Below are 21,780 nucleotides of genomic sequence, written 5' to 3'. Positions count from 1 at the left end.
CGGCGCGTTCGTCGGATGAGTAAATTGTCTTTCTCACTGCCCCTTCACCTGTACTAAGCTTTAGGGGAGCAGGCAGCGCCTTCGCCGGTCGCGGGAGGAACTGCCAGTCCATGTACCGTGACACGGGTGCCGGCCGGTTGATGACGTGATCCATCGTTTTCAGTCAGGTTTTGTGCTGCATAACCCGACGCCCCGCCGCCGGTTTTCCGAATTGACTTCCTCCGCACAACCCGGGGGCGCAGGCGTACCGTCACGGTGCACGGCGCCGCCCCGCCCCGGAATGGGCATCGGAACTGCATCGGCTCCGGGGCGTCCAATAGAGCAGGTGAAGTGCCGGGAAACGGGCGCGCGTCCGGCGTGCCAAAGCCATACCGCTGACCGGAACACATCGGGTACACGCCCCAGGCGGCGTCCGAGGGTCGAACGCGCGGTTCGTTCTCTGCCATGGCCCTCATATTGCATGGCCGAATTGGCCACACACTGCGTCCTGACGAGGAGGTAAAGACGTTATGGATTCCGCAGAAACCCTGATTGCCCAGTATGCTCGGGAGTATCAGAAGCGCCAGGAATCGGAGATGCCGCTGGCCGCCTATCTGGAGGCCTGCAGCGACGACCCCCTGATGTACGCGACCGCCGGGGAACGGCTGGTTGCCGCCATCGGCGAACCCAATGTCCTCGATACCGCCAAGGACGAGCGCCTGGGACGCATCTTTCTCAACCGGACCATCAAGGTCTATCCGGCCTTTGAGGACTTCTACGGCATGGAGGAGACCGTCGAGCGTATCGTCGGCTTCTTCCGCTATGCCGCACAGGGCCTGGAGGAGTGCAAGCAGATCCTCTACCTGCTGGGCCCCGTGGGCGGCGGCAAGTCCTCCCTGGCGGAACGGCTCAAGAGCCTCATGGAGAAACATCCCATCTACGTGCTCAAGGCCGGCGACGAGATCTCTCCGGTGTTCGAGAGCCCCTTGGGTCTGTTCGACCCGGAGACCCACGGCGCCGACCTGGAAGCCCGGTTCGGCATCCCGAAACGCCGCCTCACCGGTCTCATATCGCCCTGGGCGGTCAAGCGGCTGGACGAGTTCGGCGGCGACATCGCGCGCTTCTCCGTGGTGCGCATCTATCCGTCCAAACTGCGCCAGATCGCCATCGCCAAGACGGAACCGGGCGACGAGAACAATCAGGACATCTCGTCGCTGGTGGGCAAGGTGGACATCCGCAAGCTGGAGCTCTACAGCCAGAACGACACGGACGCCTACAGCTACTCGGGCGGGCTCAACCGCGCAAACCAGGGGCTGCTGGAGTTCGTGGAGATGTTCAAGGCGCCCATCAAGATGCTGCACCCCCTGCTGACCGCCACCCAGGAGGCCAACTACGTGGGCACCGAGAACATCGGCGCCATCCCCTTCCAGGGCGTGATCATGGCCCATTCCAACGAGGCCGAGTGGCAGGCGTTCCGCAACAACAAGAACAACGAGGCCTTCCTGGACCGCATCTCCGTGATCAAGGTGCCCTATTGCCTGCGAGCCACGGAAGAAAGGCTCATCTACGACAAGCTGATCCGCACGAGTGAGCTGAGCGAGGCGCCCTGCGCCCCGGCCACCCTGGACCTGCTGGCGCGGTTCTCCGTGCTCACGCGTCTGAAGGAGCACGAGAACTCCAGCCTGTACTCCAAGATGCGCACCTACGACGGCGAAAGCCTCAAGGACACCGACCCCAAGGCCAAGTCCATGCAGGAATACCGGGACGTGGCGGGCGTGGACGAGGGCATGACCGGCGTCTCCACCCGTTTCGCCTTCAAGGTCCTCTCCGAGACCTTCAACTACGACAACCGCGAGGTGGCCGCCGACCCGGTGCATCTGCTCTACATGCTGGAGCAGTCCATTCGCCGGGAACAGTTCCCGGAGGAGACGGAGCGGCGCTACCTGGAGTTCATCAAGTCGGAGCTGGCACCGCGCTACGCGGACTTCATCGGCAACGAGATCCAGAAGGCGTACCTGGAGTCCTACCACGACTTCGGCCAGAACCTGTTCGAACGCTACGTGGCGTACGCCGACGCGTGGATCGAGGACCACGACTTCAAGGACCCGGATACCGGACAGATGCTCGACCGCCCCGGCCTCAATCAGGAGCTGTCCAAGATCGAGAAGGCCGCCGGCATCGCCAACCCCAAGGACTTCCGCAACGAGGTGGTGAAGTTCGCATTGCGCTCCCAGGCGGCCCAGGGCGGCAAGATGCCCTCCTGGACCTCCTACGAGAAGATCCGCGAGGTGATCGAGAAACGCATGTTCAGCCAGGTGGAGGACCTGCTCCCGGTGATCAGCTTCGGCACCAAGGCGGATTCCGACCTGGAGCGCAAGCACAGCGACTTCGTTCAGCGCATGGTGGAACGGGGCTACACCGAGCGTCAGGTGCGCCGCCTGGTGGAATGGTACATGCGCGTCAAGCAGGCGGGCTGAACACCCGCCGGAGGGGTCACACCTGTGGTGAACATCGTTGATCGGCGTCTCAACCCCAAGGACAAGAGCCTGGCCAATCGCCAGCGCTTCATCCGAAGGGCCAAGCGGCAGATCCTGGATGCGGTGCGCGACGTATCCGCGCGGCGCAAGGTCACCGAGGTGGGCCAGGGCGAGGAGGAGATCCGCATCCCCTCGGACGGACTGCAGGAACCCTCGTTTCGCAAGGACCGGAGCACCGGCACGCGCCGGCACGTGGTGCCCGGCAACAAGGAGTATCATGCCGGCGACCGCATTCCGCGCCCCGACGGCGGTGGCGGCGGGCCCGGCCCGGAGGGGAGCCCGGACGGTGAAGGGGAAGACGAGTTCCAGTTCACCGTGAGCCGGGACGAATTCCTGGACCTGTTCTTCGAGAACCTGGAACTGCCGGAGCTTGCCCGCACCCAACTCTCCAAGGTGGAGCAGCAGGGCATCCAGCGGGCGGGTTTTTCGGTGTCCGGTTCGCCGTCGAGCCTCAACCTCACCCGTACCATGCGCAACTCGCTGTCCCGGCGACTGGCGCTGCGCCGGCCCAAACGCGACGAGATCCTGGCCCTTGACCGTGAGATCGACCGACTGGAGCGCTCCGGCAAGGACATGGAGCAGCTGCGCGAACTTATCCGCCAGCGCGAGGCGCTCACCCGGCGCTCGCGCCTGATCCCGTACATCGACCCCATCGACCTGCGCTACAACCGCTTCGTCCCCACCCCGCGGCCCATCTCCCGCGCGGTGATGTTCTGCCTGATGGACGTCTCCGGCTCCATGACCGAGGACATGAAGGATCTGGCCAAGCGCTTCTTCATGCTGCTGTACCTGTTCCTGGAGCGGCGTTACCGGCATGTGGACATTGTCTTTATCCGCCATACCCATATCGCACAGGAGGTGGACGAGGAGACCTTCTTCTACTCCCGGGAAACCGGCGGCACCCTGGTGTCTCCGGCATTGCGGGAAATGGAGCGCGTGGTCCGTGAACGCTACTCGCCGGCGGAATGGAACATCTACGCCGCCCAGGCCTCCGACGGCGACAACACGCCTGCCGACAACCCCACGGTGGTACAGATGCTGGAGGACGTGATCCTCCCCGTATGCCGCTACTTCGCCTACATCGAGGTGGCCGAGGAGCGGGGCTGGGAGGCGGCCTCCGACCTGTGGGAGGTCTACGAGCGGCTGGTGGCGGCGGGTCATCCCATGGCCATGCGCCGGGTCAAGAAGCGCGCAGACATCTTCCCGGTGTTCCAGGACCTGTTCACGCCCGCGGAGTTGAGGGCCTGACATGATCAGCCAGTTCGAGAAAGACGCCCGGCTCATCTACACCGGCCCCGACTGGGACTACCGCCTGGTGCGCAAGGCCTTCGACGCCATCGAGCGTATCGCGGTGGACGAGATGGGTCTGGACCCCTACCCCAGCCAGGTGGAGGTGATCAGTTCGGAGCAGATGCTCGATGCCTATTCCTCCATGGGCATGCCGCTGTTCTACCGGCACTGGTCCTTCGGCAAGCACTTCGCCCGGGACGAGATGATGTACCGCAAGGGTATGACCGGGCTGGCCTACGAGATCGTCATCAACTCCAACCCATGCCTGTGCTACATCATGGAAGAGAACACCATGACCATGCAGACCCTGGTCATGGCCCACGCCGCCTTCGGCCACAGTCATTTCTTCAAGAACAACCAGCTCTTCAAGGCATGGACCGACGCCGACTCGATCCTGGACTATCTGGACTTCGCCAAGCGTTATGTCAGCGAGTGCGAGGAACGCTACGGCGCCCGCGCTGTGGAGCAGGTGCTCGACGCCGCCCACGCGCTCATGAGCCACGGCGTGCACCGCTATCCCCGGCGCCAGCCTCTCAACCTCAGGCGGGAGATGGAACGTGAGCGGGAACGGCGCCGTTTCGAGGAACAGACCTTCAATGATCTGTGGCGCACGCTGCCGAAGCGCGCGCCCGAAGACGGGGACGAGGATCCGGACATGGATGCCCGGCGCAGGAAGCTCGGCCTGCCGGAAGAAAACCTGCTGTATTTCCTGGAAAAACGCGCGCCCCGGCTGGCCCACTGGCAGCGCGAGATCCTGCGCATCGTGCGGGTCGTGTCCCAGTACTTCTATCCCCAGAAGCAGACGAAGGTGATGAACGAGGGCTGCGCCACCACGGTCCACTACGCCATCATGAACCGCCTGCACGAGACAGGGCAGATCACCGACGGCGCGTTCATGGAGTTCCTGCACGCCCACACCAACGTGGTATTCCAGCCGGAGTTCGATGATCGGCGTTTCTCGGGCATCAACCCCTACGCGCTGGGCTTCGGCATTCTTCAGGACCTGAAGCGCATCTGCGAGCACCCCACGGACGAGGACCGCCGCTGGTTCCCGGACATCGCCGGTTGCCAGGACCCCCTGGGCACGTGGAAGACCGCCTGGGCGGAGTACCGGGACGAGAGCTTCATCCTGCAGTTCCTGAGTCCGCGCATGATGCGCGAGTGGCGCCTGTTCTCCGTGCTGGATGATGCCGATGACGATGAAATGGAAGTGGAGGCCATCCACGACGAGGCCGGTTTCCGCGACGTGCGCCGCGCGCTGGCCGCGCAGTATGACCTGGCCCGCCATGAAGCCGACATCCAGGTGGTGGACGTGGACCTGACCGGCGACCGCCGCCTGATCCTGGAGCATCGCATCCTGGACGGCCGCCTGCTGGAGGAGCGCAGCACCCTGATGGTACTGCGCCACCTGGCCAACCTCTGGGGCTACCCGGTCAGCCTGGTGGAAGTGGACCCCGGCAGCGAGGACGTGCTCAACGCCTACGAGGACGTGGAGCCGGATCTGCGCCTGGCCTGATTTGGGCGGGTTAAAAGCCTTGACGCAAAGGCGCGAAGGCGCAAAGGAACGCAAAGTCTCTTGAGCATTTAAAAGACAGTAATGCCCGCGGGGAAGGCCGGCGTTAGCCGGCCTTCCCTAAATCCGACAAATCTTTGCGAACCTTTGCGCCTTCGCGTCTTTGCGTCGCGGTTCGCCTTTCCGTCGCAGCTCGTTTCAGATCTCAAAACCGATAGCCAAACTCGCGCTGGAAGCGCTCCGCGAAGCCGTCGCGGTCGAAACGGTGGTTCTGCGTGCCGTGGTGTTCGATCTTGACGGCGCCCATGAGTGCGGCGATCCGTCCGGTGGTCTCCCAGTCCATGCCGTGCAGCAGGCCGTGCAGCAGGCCGGCGCGGTAGGCGTCGCCGCAACCGGTGGGATCCTGGATCTCGCGCGCCTTCGCGGACGGAATCTCCAGACACTTACCCCCGGTGTAGACGAGAGATCCCTCGCCGCCCCGGGTCACGACCAGGGCCTCCACGCGGGTGGCCAGCTCGTCGATGCTCAGTGCCGTGCGCTCGCACATGAGCTGGGCCTCGTAGTCGTTGAGCGTCACCCAGGTGGCCTGCTCGACGAAGCGCACCAGATCCTCTCTGCCGAACATGGGCATGCCCTGGCCCGGGTCGAAGATGAAGGGTATGCCGCTTTCCGCGAACTGTTCCGCGTGCTGGATCATGCCGTCGCGGCCATCCGGCGAGACGATGCCAAGGGTGATGCCGTCGGCATCGCTCACCTTGTTCTGATGGGACTCGCTCATGGCGCCCGGATGGAAGGCCGTGATCTGGTTGTCGTCCTGGTCCGTGGTGATGAACGCCTGCCCGGTGTAGATGTCGTTCAGCACCTTCACGTGCTTGCGGCTGATGCCGTTCTCGTCCAGCCAGTTGGCGTACGGGGCGAAATCCCCGCCCACGGTGGCCATGAGCACGGGGTCACCACCGAGAAGCTTGAGGTTGAAGGCGATGTTGCCCGCGCAGCCGCCGAACTCCCGGCGCATCTGCGGCACCATGAACGACACATTCAGGATATGCACCTTGTCCGGCAGGATGTGGTTCTTGAACCGGTCGGGAAAGACCATGATGGTGTCGTAGGCGATGGAACCGCAGATCAGTGCAGACATGGATACTCCTTGGAGGGGCGACTTGCTGAAACCCACCGACCTTACCGAAGGCACTCGTAGCCTGCAAGGGAGGGGGGAGAGGCGATTCAAGGTTCAAGATTCAAGATTCAAAGGGGCGGGCGCCCGGCATGAACCTCAGTGCCGCCTTTGAATCTTGAATCTTGATGAGCTAGTTGAGTAATTTTCCGACAGTCCGCCCTGATTAGGGCGGGCACCGGGGTCTCCGGTAGATTGGTAGTCGCCAGACAATCCATCTACCAAGGAGAACTCCCGATGACCGCAGTCACAGAGAGTACCAAGCGCAAGCTGTCTTTGCTGCAACTGGCCGAGGAACTGGGCAATGTGTCCAAGGCGTGCAAGATCATGGGCTATCACCGAGACACCTTCTACGAGGTGCGCCGGGCCTTCCAGGTGGGCGGTGTGGGCGCCCTCATCGAGCAACGCCGGGGGCCCAGAAACCCCCACCCCAACCGGGTCGCCCCCGAGGTCGAGGAGGCGATCCTCGCGCTCTGCCTTGAGTTCCCCACTTACGGCGCCCAGCGCATCGCCAATGAGCTGCGCCTCCGGGATGTCAACGTCAGCCCCTCCGGTGTGCGCGGGGTGTGGCTTCGCCACGATCTCGAGACCCGCCACAAGCGCCTGTTGCGCCTCGAGGCCCGGGCCCAAGAGGACACCTTCGTGCTCTCCGATGCCCAGGTCCGCCTGCTTGAGCGCCATTCCTGCGAGTTCCGTATGCGTCATGTCGAGACCAATGGCCCCGGAGAACTGCTCAACCAGGACACCTACTACTGGGGCACCCTCAAGGGCGTCGGCAAGGTCTACGTCCAGGTCGTGGTCGATGCCTTCTGTTCACTCGCCTTCGCCAAGGTCTACACCTCGAAGATGCCCATCACCTCGGCTGATCTGCTCTATGACCGGGTGCTGCCCTTCTATGAGACCTTGGGCGTGGCAGTAAAAGCGATCCTCACCGACAACGGGCGCGAGTTCTGCGGGCGTCCCGAGCAGCACCCCTACGAGCTGCTGCTGGCGCTCCATGACATCGAACATCGCACCACCAGGATCCGCAGCCCACGCACCAACGGTTTTGTCGAGCGCATGAACCGCACGCTGCTCGATGAATGCTTCCGCGTCGCCGGGCGCCAGACCTGGTATCTCTCGCCCGAGGAGATCCAGCGCGATCTGGACAGGTTCCTCGAGTTCTACAACCTCAGGCGCAGCCATCAGGGCTATCGCCTGAAGGGCCGAACCCCTGCTCAGGCGCTGCGCGAAGCGCTCGGCACAAAGAAGCTTCCACCCATCGTCCCCAAGGACGACGCCAACGTGGAAAAAAAGGCGGCATGATCAACTGCCGGAGGCCCCGTGTGTCGGGTAATTACCAAACTTGTACATCTTGAACCTTGAATCGGGGTAAAAAAAACGGACCTATATATTTTACAAACCTTCTCACGCCCTATAGCATGAACAGTGAGTTAGGGCAGGAATGTTCGGATGGTGAATCAAACAATTTGCCAAGCAATCCGAGAAATGCGGTTGCTTGAATTCACTTATCACGGTTATCGCCGCGTTGTTGAGCCCCACGCCCACGGAGAAGATGCCCAGGGGCATGACGCGCTACGCGCTTACCAAGCCGGCGGATCAAGCTCGTCTGGGGATGCTCAAGGCTGGAAGATATTCCACACCGACGAAATGCTCGGCGTATCGCTATCTGGACAGCGATTTTCCAGTGCGAGACCAGGATACAAGCGTGATGACAAAGCGATGAATAGAATTTATTGCCAGCTCTAGCAGCACCACAATCGCACTCTCCACTACCGCTGTAAATCCCGCAATCTGACCAGTGCACCATAAAAAAGCCGGCTAAGCAGCCGGCTCCTCCTTCTTTCTGTCACCCTTTTCCTTCTTGGGCGGGGGTGTTCTTAGCATTCGTTTGAGCACTTCTTCTGGGTCATGCCGTTCTTTCTCCTGATCTGATTTTTTTCGCTTCTTATTCATACAAGTCGATTTGCCCAGTAGTGTCCGGCCGCATAATTTTCAGCCCATATTGAGCCTCAATTTCATTGCTAAACTCCAGCATAGATGTCTCTTTGAGTTTGGGCTTATCATTCCCGTCAAGGGTAATCAATTCAGGCACTCCAACCGATATTGCAGAAGCTATATGAATCGCATCAGGCGTACTTAACCAGAGATTATTTCCTGTAATTGGTTGAGTTTTTACGAACTTTGTACGCAACTCCACCGCTAATCCGGTCACCTTAGGGTTTGCGTCTACCCAGACAAACGTAGACCGTTTGTGCATCCCAGCAAAAAGTTCTTGGTGTGCCTGCTCCAACTTAGCTGGCATTACCTCCGTCAATGTTATTGAAGAGGTAATTATATACAGATTACCTTCATCAAACGCTTTCGCCTGCCGCTTTATAGCCTCTAATTCACCATCCCTATGCTTTTCACCCTTCAATAGCGCATAGAAAATACAGGAATCCCAGTATATGCCGTCTCCTAATGCCACCATTCATCTCTTATTTTTTGTATAAATTCAAATGTACTTTCTGCCCCAGTAGCGTCTGGGGCTACACCAATAAGATCATTCATTAAAGGCAATTCAGAATCGCTTGGGTGTATTTCTATATCTTTGACCACGCACTCGGACGGATGAAACTTCTTGTCTCGAATTTTTAATTCGCCGGTTACTGTGACATTCTTCTCTACCGCTTGGGCAGCAAGCATCAACATGCTTTTAGGAAAAATGCATTTAACGGCATGCCCTGTATAAGGATAATAGAGATAGAAATAATGAGGTTCACTGTGACTATTAAACCTTTCAACAATGCCGTTAACCGTGCCGTAGGTCACCATGGTACGGCTAAGTACCTTATTAAGGGCAGACGCGAGACTCCCGTCTATAGAAACCCTTTTCTTTCCATTAACATCAATCCACATCCTTTTGAATTTTTTATCTAACCCATTAACCAAGCTAGTTACACTATCAAGAAAAGATTCTGTGGCGTCTTCCGGGAGGTCTTCGCTATTTCGTATGGTATTAATACCATTAACGAAGTAATCAACCACACTCCCGGTGTAATCGTGTTTAGAATCAGTTGGGGTAGCCGTTAGTGTTACAGCCGCAGGACTTTCATGACTCAACCCAGAAACACGGTAAATCGCTGTCGGTTTTTCGGAATGTGTAACTATCTCGTCCGCTGCATTTAATGCTTTGCGGAGAGCAGATAACTGATCAATGAAAGCCTTGAGTCTGACGTCTCCGTCGTCCTCATCAATGCCTTCTACATGAAAAGTAAGATCAATCATCTTGGTAGTGAGTCCCGGTACATCAAACGTTTGCCCTCTATGCCTTTGAGAGCAGCCGCTGCGCGATCCTTATCGCTATATCCAAGGTTAGCTCGATAGTTATACCGAAAGTCGAATTCTCCGATATAGCGACATAGATGATGGGCGCCGACATGGTGGAAAGTCCCATTCAGCCCCCTCTTCAGGATCGCAAAGTAACTCTCAATCGTATTCGTGTGTACGTCCCCACGAACATATTCACCCAGGCCGTGCTTGACGTAGCTATGCTGGGCAAAGTCAGCCGTCATTGGTTCCCGAGTATGGCAGTATTGGCCCGCCTCGTCAGTCATGACGTGAGTGTCTGCCAATATCTGCGCCCTCAGTATCGGTCGAAGCGTCTTGGCATTAACAGACGGCACATGGAAAGACCGCGCACGCCCACCCCTCTCAACCAGAGTAAGTACCTTCTCCTTGTGGTGGTAACCACGGCCCTTCTTATCGCCTTTCGGCTTTGTATTGCCCCAAAAAGTTTCGTCCACCTCAACCGTACCGCCAGCACCACCCATCGGGGAAGGGGCGTCTTCACGCATCGCCTCCCTAATCCTGTGGGTCATAAACCACGCTGTCTTATAGGTGACACCGAGCATGCGATGCAACTGATTGGAACTAATCCCTTTTTTGCTCGCGCACATCAGGTGAATCGCCATCAGCCACTTGTTCAAGGGCACTCGGCTACCCTCGAATACTGTCCCGATCGTTACCGTGAATTGCTTCTCACAATCATTACACTTATACAGGCCCTTTCGTATCTTCTTCTTTTCATTCGGTTTTATCGGATAAATACGCTCTGTCCCACCACAATGCGGGCACACAGGGCCGTTTGGCCAACGGCTCGCCTCGATATGTTCCCGGGCGATATCCTCGTTCTGGAATTCAGGAGCAGTCAGATCACACATAGCGTTCCCCTCAATATAGGCTGACTGTACATCCATCCAGTAGGTTTGTCAAGTATATAAGTCCGAATCGGCATAGGGGCGGTCAGCATAGCTGACCGTTCCCCTGCCACACCACCCGGCATGCGGGTCCGCACCGGGCGGTTCGAGAAGTTGAGGTCATGAGAGACGCGGCACTCCCAGCCGCTCAAAATAGGCAATCGTCAGCACGTGGTGCACGGCAGAGAGGCTGTTATGCCACCAGCGGCGGCTCAGCGCCGCCACCGATTGCGCCACCCGGGCACTGGCTCCCAGCCGGATCAGTTCCCGGTAGATCGTCTTGCCGCGTCGCCACTGTTTGAGCTGCAAGGACCGTAGGCGGCGGCGTATCCACTCGTCCAGCCTGCGCCAGACACTGGGGGTTTGCGCCAACCCAAAGTACCCTTTCCAGCCCAGCAGATAACTGCGCAACCTGCCGATCACCTCTGCCATGCTGCACCCGCTGTTGCGCCGGGTCAGTTGCCTGACCCTCTGCCTGAACGCCTCCAGCGCCTTTTCCGACACCCCGCGTCGCACCTCGCCATCCCCGGACCGCCACAGGGCGTAACCAAGGAATTTGCGGCCGAATACGCGGGCCACCGCACTCTTGGATTCATTGATCCGCAAGCGCAGTTTGTCGTAACAGCGCCGCAGCAGACGCATCACCCGCTCGCCCGCCTTCTGACTGCGCACGTACACGTTGCAGTCGTCGGCGTAGCGGGCGAAGCGATGGCCTCTGCGTTCAAGCGCTCGATCCACTTCGTCCAGCAACACGTTGGCCAACAGCGGCGAGAGCGGGCCGCCCTGCGGCGTCCCCCCCACGCGCTCGATCACCACACCGCCATCCAGGATGCCCGCGCTCAGGTAGGCACGCACCAGCCGGATGACCCCGGCATCGTTCACGCGCCTGCTCAGGCGCTCNATCAGGATGTCGTGGTTGACCCGGTCGAAGAACTTCGACAGGTCGATGTCCACCACGATGTGGCAACCTTGGCTCACGTAGCGCTGCGCGGCCAGCACCGCGTCCCGCGCCCGGCGACCGGGACGGAACCCGTGGCTGTGCTCGCTGAAGGTCGGATCAATCTGCGGTTGCAGCACTTGCAGCAGTGCCTGCTGAATCAGACGGTCGGTGACGGTGGGTATCCCCAACTCCCGTTCGCTCCCGTCCGGCTTCGGGATGCCCACGCGCCGCACAGGCTGCGGCCTGTACGTGCCGTCCAGCAACTGCTGCCGGATGCTCGGCCATGCGTGTTTGAGGTGTTCTCCCGTCCGGGCTATGTCCAGACCGTCAACACCCGCAGCTCCCTTGTTTGCCTTCACGCGCTTCCAGGCGCGTTGCATGTTCTCCCTCGCGAGCGCCTGCGCCAACAGGTCCCGCCCTGCGTCCTCCGATCCTCGTCGCGGGAGGCCGGTTTCATCGCTGGTCCTTCGGGGCAGGGCTTCACCCTGGCCGTTCACAACCCGCCCCGCTGATGCGGGCATCTGATGCTCTACCGTTCTCATCGACAAGGCGTTTGACGCTCCTTCTCGTTCGGCCCTTCGCCCCTTGTTGGCAGCTACTACGGCCTCTGCTGACTTCTCGCTCCGGCTCTACACCGTCGCCCTTTCAGGCACAAGGCGAGATCTCCCCGGGTAAGAACGCACCCCTTCACCGCACAACCGCCGCATTTACGCCGCTTCGCCTTGGCCACGAGAGCTTCGCGGCTTCTTGCCCGCTCGCCCTGCTCGGCAGCGCCTTGTATCCGGTTCTTGTCCATCGGCTCCCGGGTTACGCTCCACGCTTCCTCCCCACGGTCGGTCACCCTTCCGCAGTTGCGCTTCGCTTCGTTCGCTGTGGCCAGCTTACGGGGGGACTTGCACCCCCAGGAGTGCGCCCGTGCCGGGCGCACAAAAAAAGCCCCGCCTCGGGCGGGGCTCATACGGGAGGCCGTGACGGCCCTCCCGGATACGATTTCCGGTCTTACTCTGCTACGACGTTTGCTGCCTGAGGGCCCTTTGGGCCATCCTGCACATCGAAACTGACCTTCTGGTTTTCAGCCAGAGTCTTGAATCCGGAACCGCTGATGGCGCTGAAGTGGACGAACACGTCCTTGCCGCCGTCATCGGGAGTTATGAAACCGAACCCCTTGGATTCGTTGAACCACTTCACAGTACCAGTTGCCATGGACTCCTACCTCAAAACAAAAATATTGAACACTTACCGTTGATGCGCAGGTCTTTGCGGGCCCTTTCGTGACGACAGCCACCGGACTGCCAGCGCACGAGATACCGTACAAACGATCCGCCACCGGTACAACCTACGCAACTTTTCGCCTCTGCGCTACTTTTTTTTCGCGGGTCCGGAGGAACGCCGGCGGCCCCCGGAGGGCCGTTTACGCAGGTGCACAATGCGCCGTCGAGGTGGCAATCCACCGTGTCCCACCGCATGCGCGATGCAATCACCCGCAGAGGTGTCGCACACGGATCACCCGACACCCCGTGTCCGGCGCGCACGCGTGTCTGGCCAACCGGTCCGTCCCGCGCTACGCTCAAATCCATGTCCGGCACCCAGATCCTGTCCACGCACACGCCATCGGGCGTCACGCTGCAACCCGGCTGGAGGGTCCCGGATTACTCGGGTGACAATGTCGCCAATCTCATGATGAGTCTTGCACTGGGCCTGTCCGACGACAGGCGGCCCGCATCCCCGGACTGCCCCCACCTCGACCACCTGCCGCCCGAGGCCGTGCGCGGGCATCGACACGTGCTGCTGATGGTCATTGACGGCCTGGGTGACGCCATGCTCAACGGCCGGGCGCCGTGTCCGACGCTTCGCGGATGCCGCGCGCTCAGCCTGTCGTCGGTGTTCCCCAGCACCACCGCGGCGGGGATCACCTGCTTCCTCACGGGTCAGCCGCCCGCGCGGCACGGTCTGACCGGCTGGCATATGTATCTTGAATCGCTGGATACCGTCATGGCGGTGCTGCCCGGTCATCCGCGGGGCGACGGGCCGGCGTATACGGACCTGGACATCACACCCCGGGAACTGCTGGGCCTTGATCCCCTGTTCGAGCACCTCGCGGTGCCGGTCAACTGCGTCAGTCCGGCCGCCATCGCCGACTCCCCGTTCAATCGCAGCATGACCCGCGCGGCCCGGTCCCACGTCTACGAGGACCTGGAGGGTTTCTTTCAGGGGACACGGCGCGCGGTGCTGGGGTCGCCCGGATTCACCTACGCGTACTGGCCGGACCTGGATCGCCTGGGCCACCTGCATGGCGCCGACAGCGCGGAGCTGCGCGCGCACCTTGGCGCGCTGGACGCGGGCTTTGCGCAGCTCCTGGAGCGGTTGTCCGGCAGTGACACCCTGGTGCTGCTCACCGCCGATCACGGCATGATCGACGCGCCGCTGCGCCTGGATCTGGACGCACATCCAGACATCACCGCCTGCCTTCGCCATCCCCTGTGCGGTGAACCCCGGGTGGCCTTCGCATACGTGCGCCCCGGGCTTCATGAACGTTTCCGCGAACTGGTCAATGCCCGCTTCGGTTACTGCCTGACCCTGGCGGACAGCCGTGAACTCCTGAATGCCGGATGGTTCGGGCCCGGCCCGGCGCACCCCGCGCTGTCGGGACGCGTGGGGGACTACGCGCTGCTCATGCACGACGGCTGGATGGTGTTCGACCGGGTTCCGGAGGAAGGCCCGCGCCGCATGGTGGCGGTGCACGGCGGGCTGAGCGCCACGGAACGGCTGGTACCGCTGGTGGCGGTGCGTGTCTGATAGAATGGACGCTCTTGCCCGAGGTTCTCCCTGATGAATGACATCCCCGACATCTACGAAACCGCCGCCACGGAAACCGTGGAGCTGGCCAACCGGCTCGCGGCCGACGCCCCCGACAACCATCCCTGGGACGTCGCCGACGGCCTGCTTGCCGGCGCCGTGCACTACTGGCTCTACAGCCGTCAGCCCTGTGGCGACCCCATGTGCGAGGATTGCGCGCCCGTCGCCACCGCCGAACAGCGGGTGGCCGAACTCAAGCGCGTGGTGGAACAGATGGCCCAGGACAGCGACTACTATCACGCGCCAACGGATGTGAATGTGGGCAGGGCCTGAAGGGCCCTGCAGACGCAAGATACAAGTGAATTCCAGTGCGCCGTTTCTTGTATCTTGCCTCTGCGCCTTAATGCCCGCTTCACCCGCTCGGCAGCCATACCCGTACACGGGTGCCATCGAGCGGGCCCCGGTCGATCTCGATCCTGCCCTCGTAGGCGGCGACGATGTCGGCAACCACGGCCAGTCCGATACCCTGACCCGGCACCTGCTCGTCCAGGCGGCCGCCACGGCTGAGGATGGTGGGGATCTGATCCGGGGGGATGCCGGGGCCGTTATCGCAGACCGCGAGTTCCAGGCGTTTGCCGTCCGGCCCCGCGTCCACCCGCACCCGGCTGCCGCCATGCTTCCAGGCGTTGTCCAGCAGGTTGCCCATCAGCTCCATGAAGTCGCCCTCATTGCCGCGAAACTGCAGGTCCCCGGGGACCCGGGACTCGAATGCCACGTCGTGTTCCGGGTAGACCTTGGCGAGCGTCGTGGCCAGGCGTTCGACCAGCGGCTTGACGGGCACCGGCACGGTCAAGGCGCTGCGCCCCGAGGTGGCGGCCCGCTGCAACTGGTAGGCCACGATGCGCTCCATGCGCTCAAGCTGCTCCAGGACCTGCGCACGGTCCAGCTCGCGGGTGTCGAGGGTGCCGCGCAGCACCGCAAGCGGCGTCTTGAGACTGTGCGCCAGGTCGGAGAGCGCGTCCCGGTAGCGGGCCAGCTGCGCCCGTTCGTGGCGCACCAGCGCATTGAGGTTTTCGGTCAGGCCCCTGAGTTCCACCGGATAGTGCCCCTGGAGGCCCGCCTGGTGGCCCCGTTCCACGGCCCTCAGCTCCCGGGCGACCCGGCGCAGGGGCTTGAGCCCCTGGTGCAGGGCGAACGCCTGGGCGGCGAGCAACAGCACGGCCAGGGCAACGAGCCAGCCCCAGAGACTTTGCCGGTATCCCGAGATCTGCGCCTCGAAGGCGGCACGGTCCTCCCTGACGCGAAACTCCAGCGGATGCAGACCTTCGCTCAGTTCCCAGTGCACGGTGAGACTCACCAGGAAAGGAAAATCGTCCCCCTCCGGGCCATGGCCCAGGGCCGAGGGCGAGGTCCACAACTGCGTGCCGTCCGGTGCCCGAACCTCCGCCACCAGCCCGGACCCGGGCAGCATGAGCCGCGCCTCGGGCAGCCGTTCGGGCAGCGTGACACGGCCGTCCTCATCCACCTCGGTCACGCCCATGAGCAGGTAGAGCTGAGCGTGCAGCCGTTCATCCAGGGCCTGGGCGGCGCTCTCGCGGAAGGCGCGTTCCAGGGCCAGCGCGGTGAGTACGGCGAATACCGCCACCACCAGGGCGGCGATGAACCCCACCCGCAGGCTCAGGGAACTCATGACCCTCCGTCGTCAACCAGATTGAGCCTGTAGCCCCGGCCGCGCAGGGTCTCGATGGGGGCAAGGGTCCCGTCCGGGTCCAGCTTGCGGCGCAGCCGGCCGATGAGCACCTCCAGGACATTGCTGTCCCGGTCGTCATCGTGCGCATAGAGATAATCGGTCAGCGTCTGCTTGGAGACCACCCGGCCCGCGTGGCGCGCCAGGTATTCCAGCACCCGGTATTCGAAGGAGGTCAGCACGACGGGTTCACCATCCCGGGTCACGGTCTGGGCACCGGTGTCCATCACCAGGGGGCCGAGGGTGAGACGCCCGTCGGGACTCCCCGCGGCACGCCTCGCCAGCGCGCGGATGCGGGCCACCAGTTCCTCCATGTGAAACGGCTTGGCCAGGTAATCGTCGGCACCGGCCTCCAGCCCCTCCACCTTCTCCTGCCACTGGCTGCGGGCGGTGAGAATGAGCACCGGCACCCGCCCGCCCCCGGCGCGCAGCCGGCGGATGACATCGAGTCCCGGCAGGCGCGGCAGACCGAGATCCACCACGGCCACGTCCACGGGATACTCGGTGAGCCGGAACAGGCCATCTTCACCGTCGGCGCTGGTATCCACCATCCAGCCCTCGGATTCCAGGCGCTCGCGAAGCTGCTCGCGCAGCGGGGCCTCGTCCTCGATCACCACGACGCGCATTACAGCCACTCCCCCGTACGCCCGTCCACGCGGATGGTGCGCACCCGCTGATTGTCGGTGAGCACGCGGATGTGATGCACCGGCACGCCGTTCTCCGTCCGGGTCTCGGCCGACAGCACGCGGCCGCCGGTGCGCCGCTGTACCTGGGCCACCGCCTGATTCAGGGAGACCCCGTCGGCCTGGGCCAGCTCGGGAAACGCCCCGCCGGGAAGCGGCGGCGCGGCCATGGCCGTGACAGGGGTCATCGGGACGCCCAGCCCCAGCAGCAGGACCAGCAGCCCCCCTGTTGCCGCGATCCGGCAACGGCGGGCGGGGCGAGGAGGCGGTAGCGTGACATGCATCGGCATAGCGTCCCAGTGTACCGCCTCCGGCCCGTCAGGAAAGCACCGGCCGGCGCCGGCCTCAATCGGCCGGGTCCACCGCCACCCTCACCCGGACCGTGTCGCCCGGATCGTAGGCCATGGTGCGGGTGTACTCCTGCCCGCGATAGCGGTAGGTCACGCGATAGCCCGCATGGCGTTCTTCCTCGTAGAAACGCTCCACCGTCCGGCAATGCTGCTCATGGGTCGTGTAGACCCGGGTCTGCTGGCGGCTGCGGGCCATGTCGCTGCCGATCATGGCGCCGGCCACGGTGCCCACCGCGGTGGCCGCGCGACGTCCGTTGCCCTTGCCGATCTGGTTACCCAGCACACCGCCGATGATGGTGCCGGTGAGTGTATAGACGCCGGTGTCCGGGCCGGTCTGCTGAACGTGCCGTACCGGTTCCGTCCAGCACTCCTGGCCGGGTGCGGCCACCCGCACCACCTCGATGACCGGCCGCACGTCCACCACCCGGGCCTGGTCGTAGAACACGCCGGACGGACGATCATAGGCTTGGGCGGCACCGCCCATGGCCATGCCGGCCAGCGTCAGGGAAAGTACCGTGAGTCGCAGTTTCATGACAGTTTCTCCTCCACCTGGGGGCTCTTGCCACGCCCAGGGTGCCCCGGGCGCCCTGAATGCAGCCTGAATCCGCGGACGGCAATGCCCGGCCTCAGAACCGCGTCCGGTAGCGGATGCTGAAGTCCAGCGTGCTGTGACCGGCCGGTCCGTGATAGACGGTGGCCGGGGCCCGGTATGCCGGCGCCCTGTGCACCGGGGCCGGGTAGACGACCACCGGTTGCCGATAGCCCTTGTAGTGGCGCACACGGTGGCGGGGGGCACGCTTCTGGCGATAGCCGTGGGCCGGGGCCCAGGCCGGCGGCCCACCGCGCACATGGGTGGTAGTGTAGGTGATGGTGGTGACGCTGCCCGGGACGACGTGGCCGTAATGGCCCGCCAGGGCGGCGCCCGGAAGCAGCAGAACGGCGCCCAGTACGCCGGCGCCCAACCGGAAGACGGATTTGCGCATGACGGCTTCTCCTCTCGATTGCGGGCACCCTGCCCGCCAGTGTCAGACTGCCTGCCCGCCACTGAACCGGGACTGAACGGGGACCGGGGAATGAGCCGCGGAGAAGCCCCGGAATGTGTCCTTTCTCCAAATATTGCGTATACAAGGATCATGGACCGGCTCGGCCTTTACTTCCTGCTGTTCATCGGCGCCTTTGTTGCGTCGCAGTTCTGGCTGGTCTGGCGCACCCGCAACCAGCGGGGCCGGAGTGCCCCGCGCCTGGATGACGTGGTGAACGCGAAGCTGCTGGAGCAGCCCCGGCTGATCCTCTACTTCTGGCGGCCCGGCTGCCATGTCTGCGGGACCACCTCCATGGTCATCAACCCGTTGCTGGACACCCGCAAGGACATCGTCAAGATCAATGCCCTGGAAGAACGGGCACTGGCCCGGCGCTTTGGCATCCTGGGAACGCCCACCCTGGTGGTGATCAGCGAGGGCCGGATCGAGCGGGTACTGACGGGTTCACGCAACGAGCAGCAGATCCGCGATCTGGTGGGGGCCTGGGGCCAGGACACCGACGATGGCGACGGCGGGGATCACCCGCCCGGGTAGGGGGGATGCACCCTCCGCTGATCTCCCGAAGACCTGTCAGAACGGCCCTTTTCTTGTATCTTTCCGCTTTCGACCTTCCACTGGCGCGTTTCCCTATGCCCGTTGCACCCGATGACACCGCCTCCGGACTGCGTGCCCGGCTCACCGCCGAGACCGGGCCCGTCACGTGGCCCGAACTGGAGCGCCACTTCGCCCGGGGGCGAGTGGTGCATGTGGCACCGGAACTGGACCTGGTGGAGGTGGCGGCCCGCATGGTGGAGGACGATCGCGACACCGTGAGCGCATGGATCGACGCTGGGCAGGTCGGTCCGGCCACGGACCGGCAGGCCCGGGACTGGCAGGCGCGCGCATCCCGGTTCCGGGCCGTGGTGGCCGCGCCCTGGGTGCTGGTTCAGGAGGACACTGAAGAATGACCGCCCCGACGGCGGCGCGGTGATCTATGCTAACGGTCATGCCCCGGCTACCCGACGGCACCGGGGCCGTGCAGGAACGGCCTTGATCAAGCCCCGGAGGTGCACATGCTGGAGATGAATCCCGACATCGTCTGCGCCATTATCAGCCGCGCAAGAGAGTTCCACGCCAAGGAGGAGGTGGTGATCCCGGAGGAGCCGGGCAATCCGGGGGACGACTGGGCCATGCAGGTGCTCGCCGACCACGCGGACGATATGACCTTCCTGGACCTGAAGACCCAGATCGACGATCTGGACCCGGAACAGCAGGTGCAGATCGTCGCGCTCATGTGGTTGGGCCGGGGCGATTACGAAACCGACGAGTGGGACATGGCCGTGGAGGACGCCAAGGACAACTGGACCCCCAACACCGCCGACTACCTGATCGCCACACCGATGGTCTCCGACTACCTCACCGAAGGGCTGGAGCTGCTGGGCTACAGCTGCGAGGAATAGCGCTCGCTTTGCGGTCGAATGCAGTGCACGCTCACTCCCCCATCTGCAGTAAGGCCCCCCGCCGCCGCGCGGATTGGAACGACCACAGGAAAAGCACCACCCCCGATCCGATGTACAGGGCGTTGAGCGCCAGTGCGGCGAGGAAATGGCCCGTGTCGAAGACGCCGCGGATGAGCACCGCCCGCATCCCCTCGAACACGTGGGCCGACGGCAGGGCCAGCGCAGCGGGCTGCAGCCAGCCAGGCAGTGTGTCCACGGGATAGTAGATCCCGGATAACGGCGCCAGGGCGAATACGCCCACCCACGCCAGGCTCTCCGCGCCCATGCCGAGGCGCAGCACCAGCGCGCTGATCATCAGTCCCAGCGCCCAGCCCATCACGAGCAACTGGGTGAAGAAGGCCAGCAGCGGAAGCCCCATGTCGAAGATGGAGTAGTGATACAGCGGTATGGCCAGCAGCGCCGCCGTGATCACCCCGATCAGCGTGCGCACCAGGCTGATGCCCAGCAGCGAGATCACCAGCTCCCAGGGCCGCAGCGGGCTCACGAACAGATGTCCCAGGTTGCGGGAATACATCTCCTCGTAGAACGGCAGCGTCACCCCCAGTTGCGCCCGGAACAGCACATCCCAGAGCAGCACCGCCGCGATCAGAATTCCCGCCGCCTGCGCCACCCACTCGCTGTGGCCCGTGAAGAACCGGGTGATGAATCCCCACAGGATCATCTGCACCGTGGGCCAGTAGGCCAGCTCCAGGATGCGCGGCCAGGACCCGCGCAGCAGGTAGAGGTAGCGCAGGATCATGGCGTGGATGCGTATGGGGGAGATGGCAGGCATGGAGGTGATCAAACGGAACCCTTCCTGACCCAACAGGCGAGCAGCCTGTTCTTTGGGCTCGAAGTGGCGATTGTATCGTTGTTTCTCGTCGAATACCTGGCGCGGCTTTACGCGGCGGGCGAAGAGTCCCGGTATCGCGGGTTTGCCGGTCGCATGCGCCACGTCTTCACCGGTTGGGCGCTTGTGGACCTGGCCGCCATCCTCCCATTCATCATCACGGCCGGTACGCACAACACCTTCCTTGTTCGCCTTCTCAAGTTGGCACGGCTGTTACGCCTGGCTCGGCTGGGGCGGTTCAGCATGGCCCTTTCGGCCCTGATCCGCGCGACCCATACCAGGAGGTACGAACTACTGGTGAGCGTGATCGCAGCAGGCCTACTGCTCGTATTCTCGGCAAGCGCCCTTTACGTCGTGGAAGGCGGCCGCCAGCCGGAGGCTTTCGGCAGCATTCCGCGCGCATTGTGGTGGAGCATCGCAACCCTCACGACAGTGGGTTATGGGGACGTCACACCGGTCACGGTCCTTGGGCGAACGTTTGCCGGGGTCACGGCCATCGCCGGCATTGGGCTTATTGCCATGCCCACAGGAATACTGGCAGCCGCGTTCAGTGATGCGTTTCAGAAAGAGTCCGCCAGGGGACGGGATCGCCCGAACATACCAAAGGGGGAATAATAATGGACTTGCCACAGTGTTTTTCAAAGGGCGAGCGAGCCCGCCTCATTCCGGTCGTTGCCGATAGCAATCGGGAGCAACGGGCAGTCTCCATCGTATTGGCGGCAATGGGGGCGGTCCAGGAGTTTCGCCACTCGATGCTGGCGTCGCTTGGTGTACGCGTGGGCACACGGTCCAGGTTGGGCATATGGACAGAGGTAAGCTTCCGCGGGCCTGGATACCGGCACCGCCATCGATCCGAAGGGAGGACCCGGCACACCGTGATTCGGAAGAAACGCAAGAACCTGACACCCCTTCAACGGTGACTCTCCCGGCCGTTGCAACGGAAGCGCCGAGGGACGCCTTGAAGCCTGGACAGGACGACTTGGATCACGAAGCAACCACCGGCGCAGAGTCAAGAGAAGGCTCAGAACCTCCAGCGGGGGAGCGTTGAGCCCCCCGGCACTGTAACCAGCGCATTGAATGAACCTGATCCCCCGTGCCCGGAGATCAGTCCGGCCCCAGGCGGTTGCGCAAGGGCACTCGACCGGATGGGTGCGGTCCAACC

Annotated in this window: 22 protein-coding genes and 1 pseudogene; 11 read left to right on the top strand and 12 right to left on the bottom strand. The window is 62.8% G+C overall.

The window, feature by feature from the left end; genetic code table 11:
* The first annotated feature begins 509 nt into the window (after positions 1–509).
* The 3 genes from THITHI_RS0111840 to THITHI_RS0111830 are packed head-to-tail and all read left to right on the top strand — an operon-like array spanning position 510 to position 5,322.
* A complete protein-coding gene (locus THITHI_RS0111840) occupies positions 510–2,456 on the top strand; it encodes a PrkA family serine protein kinase (protein ID WP_018233312.1) in 1,947 nt (648 codons plus the stop codon).
* Between the two features lie 24 nt (positions 2,457–2,480).
* Positions 2,481–3,764 (top strand): YeaH/YhbH family protein, encoded by a 1,284-nt coding sequence (locus tag THITHI_RS0111835; protein ID WP_018233311.1) that lies wholly within the window; start codon positions 2,481–2,483, stop codon positions 3,762–3,764.
* A gap of 1 nt (position 3,765) precedes the next feature.
* Positions 3,766–5,322, top strand: a complete 1,557-nt coding sequence (locus THITHI_RS0111830; protein ID WP_018233310.1) for a SpoVR family protein — start codon at positions 3,766–3,768, stop codon at positions 5,320–5,322.
* Between the two features lie 202 nt (positions 5,323–5,524).
* Here THITHI_RS0111830 and THITHI_RS0111825 read toward each other — a convergent pair whose 3' ends face one another.
* A complete protein-coding gene (locus tag THITHI_RS0111825) occupies positions 5,525–6,457 on the bottom strand; it encodes a carbohydrate kinase family protein (RefSeq protein WP_018233309.1) in 933 nt (310 codons plus the stop codon).
* A gap of 273 nt (positions 6,458–6,730) precedes the next feature.
* On the opposite strand from THITHI_RS0111825, the gene THITHI_RS0111820 reads away from it, so the two are divergent.
* Complete coding sequence (locus tag THITHI_RS0111820; RefSeq protein ID WP_018233308.1) at positions 6,731–7,798, top strand: IS481 family transposase; 1,068 nt, start codon at positions 6,731–6,733, stop codon at positions 7,796–7,798.
* Between the two features lie 643 nt (positions 7,799–8,441).
* On the opposite strand, the gene THITHI_RS20260 is transcribed toward THITHI_RS0111820, so the two are convergent.
* The 5 genes from THITHI_RS20260 to cspE form a co-directional block, all read right to left on the bottom strand.
* Entirely contained in the window at positions 8,442–8,966 is a 525-nt protein-coding gene (locus THITHI_RS20260) for a PIN domain-containing protein (protein WP_083908719.1), read from the bottom strand.
* Positions 8,954–9,763: a hypothetical protein gene (locus tag THITHI_RS20600; RefSeq protein ID WP_156820533.1), complete on the bottom strand. Its 810-nt coding sequence runs from the start codon at positions 9,761–9,763 to the stop codon at positions 8,954–8,956. The genes THITHI_RS20260 and THITHI_RS20600 overlap by 13 nt, the downstream gene beginning before the upstream one ends.
* Positions 9,760–10,698: an IS1595 family transposase gene (locus THITHI_RS0111810; RefSeq protein WP_026186294.1), complete on the bottom strand. Its 939-nt coding sequence runs from the start codon at positions 10,696–10,698 to the stop codon at positions 9,760–9,762. Before THITHI_RS0111810 ends, THITHI_RS20600 begins: the two co-directional genes overlap by 4 nt.
* Before the next feature lie 156 nt (positions 10,699–10,854).
* Positions 10,855–12,054: a group II intron reverse transcriptase/maturase gene (gene ltrA / locus THITHI_RS0111805; protein ID WP_018231193.1), complete on the bottom strand. Its 1,200-nt coding sequence runs from the start codon at positions 12,052–12,054 to the stop codon at positions 10,855–10,857.
* Between the two features lie 619 nt (positions 12,055–12,673).
* Positions 12,674–12,877, bottom strand: a complete 204-nt coding sequence (gene cspE, locus THITHI_RS0111800) for a transcription antiterminator/RNA stability regulator CspE (protein WP_018233304.1) — start codon at positions 12,875–12,877, stop codon at positions 12,674–12,676.
* A 372-nt stretch (positions 12,878–13,249) separates the two neighbouring features.
* Between cspE and THITHI_RS0111795 the strand changes: the two genes are divergently transcribed.
* The gene (locus THITHI_RS0111795) at positions 13,250–14,470 is read left to right on the top strand and encodes an alkaline phosphatase family protein (protein WP_018233303.1); all 1,221 of its coding nucleotides are present in this window, start codon (positions 13,250–13,252) and stop codon (positions 14,468–14,470) included.
* Between the two features lie 33 nt (positions 14,471–14,503).
* Positions 14,504–14,803 carry a hypothetical protein gene (locus THITHI_RS0111790; protein ID WP_018233302.1) on the top strand — a complete coding sequence of 100 codons (300 nt, stop codon included), beginning with the start codon at positions 14,504–14,506 and terminating at the stop codon, positions 14,801–14,803.
* A gap of 79 nt (positions 14,804–14,882) precedes the next feature.
* Here the strand turns inward: THITHI_RS0111790 and THITHI_RS0111785 are convergent, their stop codons facing one another.
* The 5 genes from THITHI_RS0111785 to THITHI_RS0111765 form a co-directional block, all read right to left on the bottom strand.
* Entirely contained in the window at positions 14,883–16,160 is a 1,278-nt protein-coding gene (locus THITHI_RS0111785) for an ATP-binding protein (RefSeq protein WP_018233301.1), read from the bottom strand.
* Positions 16,157–16,843: a response regulator transcription factor gene (locus THITHI_RS0111780; RefSeq protein WP_018233300.1), complete on the bottom strand. Its 687-nt coding sequence runs from the start codon at positions 16,841–16,843 to the stop codon at positions 16,157–16,159. The genes THITHI_RS0111785 and THITHI_RS0111780 overlap by 4 nt, the downstream gene beginning before the upstream one ends.
* Positions 16,843–17,184, bottom strand: a complete 342-nt coding sequence (locus THITHI_RS18975; RefSeq protein ID WP_018233299.1) for a PepSY domain-containing protein — start codon at positions 17,182–17,184, stop codon at positions 16,843–16,845. Before THITHI_RS18975 ends, THITHI_RS0111780 begins: the two co-directional genes overlap by 1 nt.
* 61 nt (positions 17,185–17,245) lie before the next feature.
* Entirely contained in the window at positions 17,246–17,782 is a 537-nt protein-coding gene (locus THITHI_RS0111770; protein ID WP_018233298.1) for a glycine zipper 2TM domain-containing protein, read from the bottom strand.
* Between the two features lie 94 nt (positions 17,783–17,876).
* Positions 17,877–18,233, bottom strand: a complete 357-nt coding sequence (locus tag THITHI_RS0111765) for a hypothetical protein (RefSeq protein WP_018233297.1) — start codon at positions 18,231–18,233, stop codon at positions 17,877–17,879.
* Positions 18,234–18,383: 150 nt separating this feature from the next.
* Here THITHI_RS0111765 and THITHI_RS0111760 point away from each other — a divergent pair, with 150 nt between their 5' ends.
* From THITHI_RS0111760 to THITHI_RS0111750, 3 genes are all read left to right on the top strand, one after another.
* A complete protein-coding gene (locus THITHI_RS0111760; protein WP_018233296.1) occupies positions 18,384–18,824 on the top strand; it encodes a thioredoxin family protein in 441 nt (146 codons plus the stop codon).
* A 95-nt stretch (positions 18,825–18,919) separates the two neighbouring features.
* The gene (locus THITHI_RS0111755) at positions 18,920–19,237 is read left to right on the top strand and encodes a DUF2288 domain-containing protein (RefSeq protein WP_018233295.1); all 318 of its coding nucleotides are present in this window, start codon (positions 18,920–18,922) and stop codon (positions 19,235–19,237) included.
* Between the two features lie 105 nt (positions 19,238–19,342).
* Positions 19,343–19,729: a DUF3775 domain-containing protein gene (locus THITHI_RS0111750; RefSeq protein WP_018233294.1), complete on the top strand. Its 387-nt coding sequence runs from the start codon at positions 19,343–19,345 to the stop codon at positions 19,727–19,729.
* A gap of 31 nt (positions 19,730–19,760) precedes the next feature.
* Here THITHI_RS0111750 and THITHI_RS0111745 read toward each other — a convergent pair whose 3' ends face one another.
* Positions 19,761–20,561, bottom strand: a complete 801-nt coding sequence (locus THITHI_RS0111745) for an ABC transporter permease (RefSeq protein WP_018233293.1) — start codon at positions 20,559–20,561, stop codon at positions 19,761–19,763.
* Here THITHI_RS0111745 and THITHI_RS0111740 point away from each other — a divergent pair.
* Together THITHI_RS0111740 and THITHI_RS21035 are read left to right on the top strand one after the other, a co-directional pair.
* Positions 20,532–21,233, top strand: coding sequence for an ion transporter (locus THITHI_RS0111740; protein WP_018233292.1), 702 nt, complete (start codon positions 20,532–20,534; stop codon positions 21,231–21,233). The genes THITHI_RS0111745 and THITHI_RS0111740 overlap by 30 nt on opposite strands.
* Positions 21,234–21,235: 2 nt before the next feature.
* A pseudogene (locus THITHI_RS21035) lies at positions 21,236–21,442 on the top strand (hypothetical protein); the annotation flags it as partial.
* Positions 21,443–21,780 lie beyond the last annotated feature (338 nt).

Source organism: Thioalkalivibrio thiocyanodenitrificans ARhD 1, assembly GCF_000378965.1.
Taxonomy (GTDB): Bacteria; Pseudomonadota; Gammaproteobacteria; order Ectothiorhodospirales; family Ectothiorhodospiraceae; genus Thioalkalivibrio_A; species Thioalkalivibrio_A thiocyanodenitrificans.
This window is presented reverse-complemented; position numbering and strand designations above follow the sequence as displayed.

What these genes read in the sequence shown, in the direction of transcription:
- THITHI_RS0111780 (WP_018233300.1), bottom strand. Translation starts at nt 16,843, where the DNA reads ATGCGCGTCGTGGTGATCGAGGACGAGGCCCCGCTGCGCGAGCAGCTT.
- THITHI_RS0111810 (WP_026186294.1), bottom strand. Translation starts at nt 10,698, where the DNA reads ATGTGTGATCTGACTGCTCCTGAATTCCAGAACGAGGATATCGCCCGG.
- THITHI_RS0111830 (WP_018233310.1), top strand. Translation starts at nt 3,766, where the DNA reads ATGATCAGCCAGTTCGAGAAAGACGCCCGGCTCATCTACACCGGCCCC.
- THITHI_RS0111820 (WP_018233308.1), top strand. Translation starts at nt 6,731, where the DNA reads ATGACCGCAGTCACAGAGAGTACCAAGCGCAAGCTGTCTTTGCTGCAA.
- THITHI_RS18975 (WP_018233299.1), bottom strand. Translation starts at nt 17,184, where the DNA reads ATGCATGTCACGCTACCGCCTCCTCGCCCCGCCCGCCGTTGCCGGATC.
- THITHI_RS0111825 (WP_018233309.1), bottom strand. Translation starts at nt 6,457, where the DNA reads ATGTCTGCACTGATCTGCGGTTCCATCGCCTACGACACCATCATGGTC.
- THITHI_RS0111790 (WP_018233302.1), top strand. Translation starts at nt 14,504, where the DNA reads ATGAATGACATCCCCGACATCTACGAAACCGCCGCCACGGAAACCGTG.
- THITHI_RS0111795 (WP_018233303.1), top strand. Translation starts at nt 13,250, where the DNA reads ATGTCCGGCACCCAGATCCTGTCCACGCACACGCCATCGGGCGTCACG.
- THITHI_RS0111760 (WP_018233296.1), top strand. Translation starts at nt 18,384, where the DNA reads ATGGACCGGCTCGGCCTTTACTTCCTGCTGTTCATCGGCGCCTTTGTT.
- THITHI_RS0111840 (WP_018233312.1), top strand. Translation starts at nt 510, where the DNA reads ATGGATTCCGCAGAAACCCTGATTGCCCAGTATGCTCGGGAGTATCAG.
- THITHI_RS0111755 (WP_018233295.1), top strand. Translation starts at nt 18,920, where the DNA reads ATGCCCGTTGCACCCGATGACACCGCCTCCGGACTGCGTGCCCGGCTC.
- THITHI_RS0111785 (WP_018233301.1), bottom strand. Translation starts at nt 16,160, where the DNA reads ATGAGTTCCCTGAGCCTGCGGGTGGGGTTCATCGCCGCCCTGGTGGTG.
- THITHI_RS20600 (WP_156820533.1), bottom strand. Translation starts at nt 9,763, where the DNA reads ATGATTGATCTTACTTTTCATGTAGAAGGCATTGATGAGGACGACGGA.
- THITHI_RS0111765 (WP_018233297.1), bottom strand. Translation starts at nt 18,233, where the DNA reads ATGCGCAAATCCGTCTTCCGGTTGGGCGCCGGCGTACTGGGCGCCGTT.
- THITHI_RS0111750 (WP_018233294.1), top strand. Translation starts at nt 19,343, where the DNA reads ATGCTGGAGATGAATCCCGACATCGTCTGCGCCATTATCAGCCGCGCA.
- THITHI_RS0111745 (WP_018233293.1), bottom strand. Translation starts at nt 20,561, where the DNA reads ATGCCTGCCATCTCCCCCATACGCATCCACGCCATGATCCTGCGCTAC.
- THITHI_RS20260 (WP_083908719.1), bottom strand. Translation starts at nt 8,966, where the DNA reads ATGGTGGCATTAGGAGACGGCATATACTGGGATTCCTGTATTTTCTAT.
- THITHI_RS0111770 (WP_018233298.1), bottom strand. Translation starts at nt 17,782, where the DNA reads ATGAAACTGCGACTCACGGTACTTTCCCTGACGCTGGCCGGCATGGCC.
- cspE (WP_018233304.1), bottom strand. Translation starts at nt 12,877, where the DNA reads ATGGCAACTGGTACTGTGAAGTGGTTCAACGAATCCAAGGGGTTCGGT.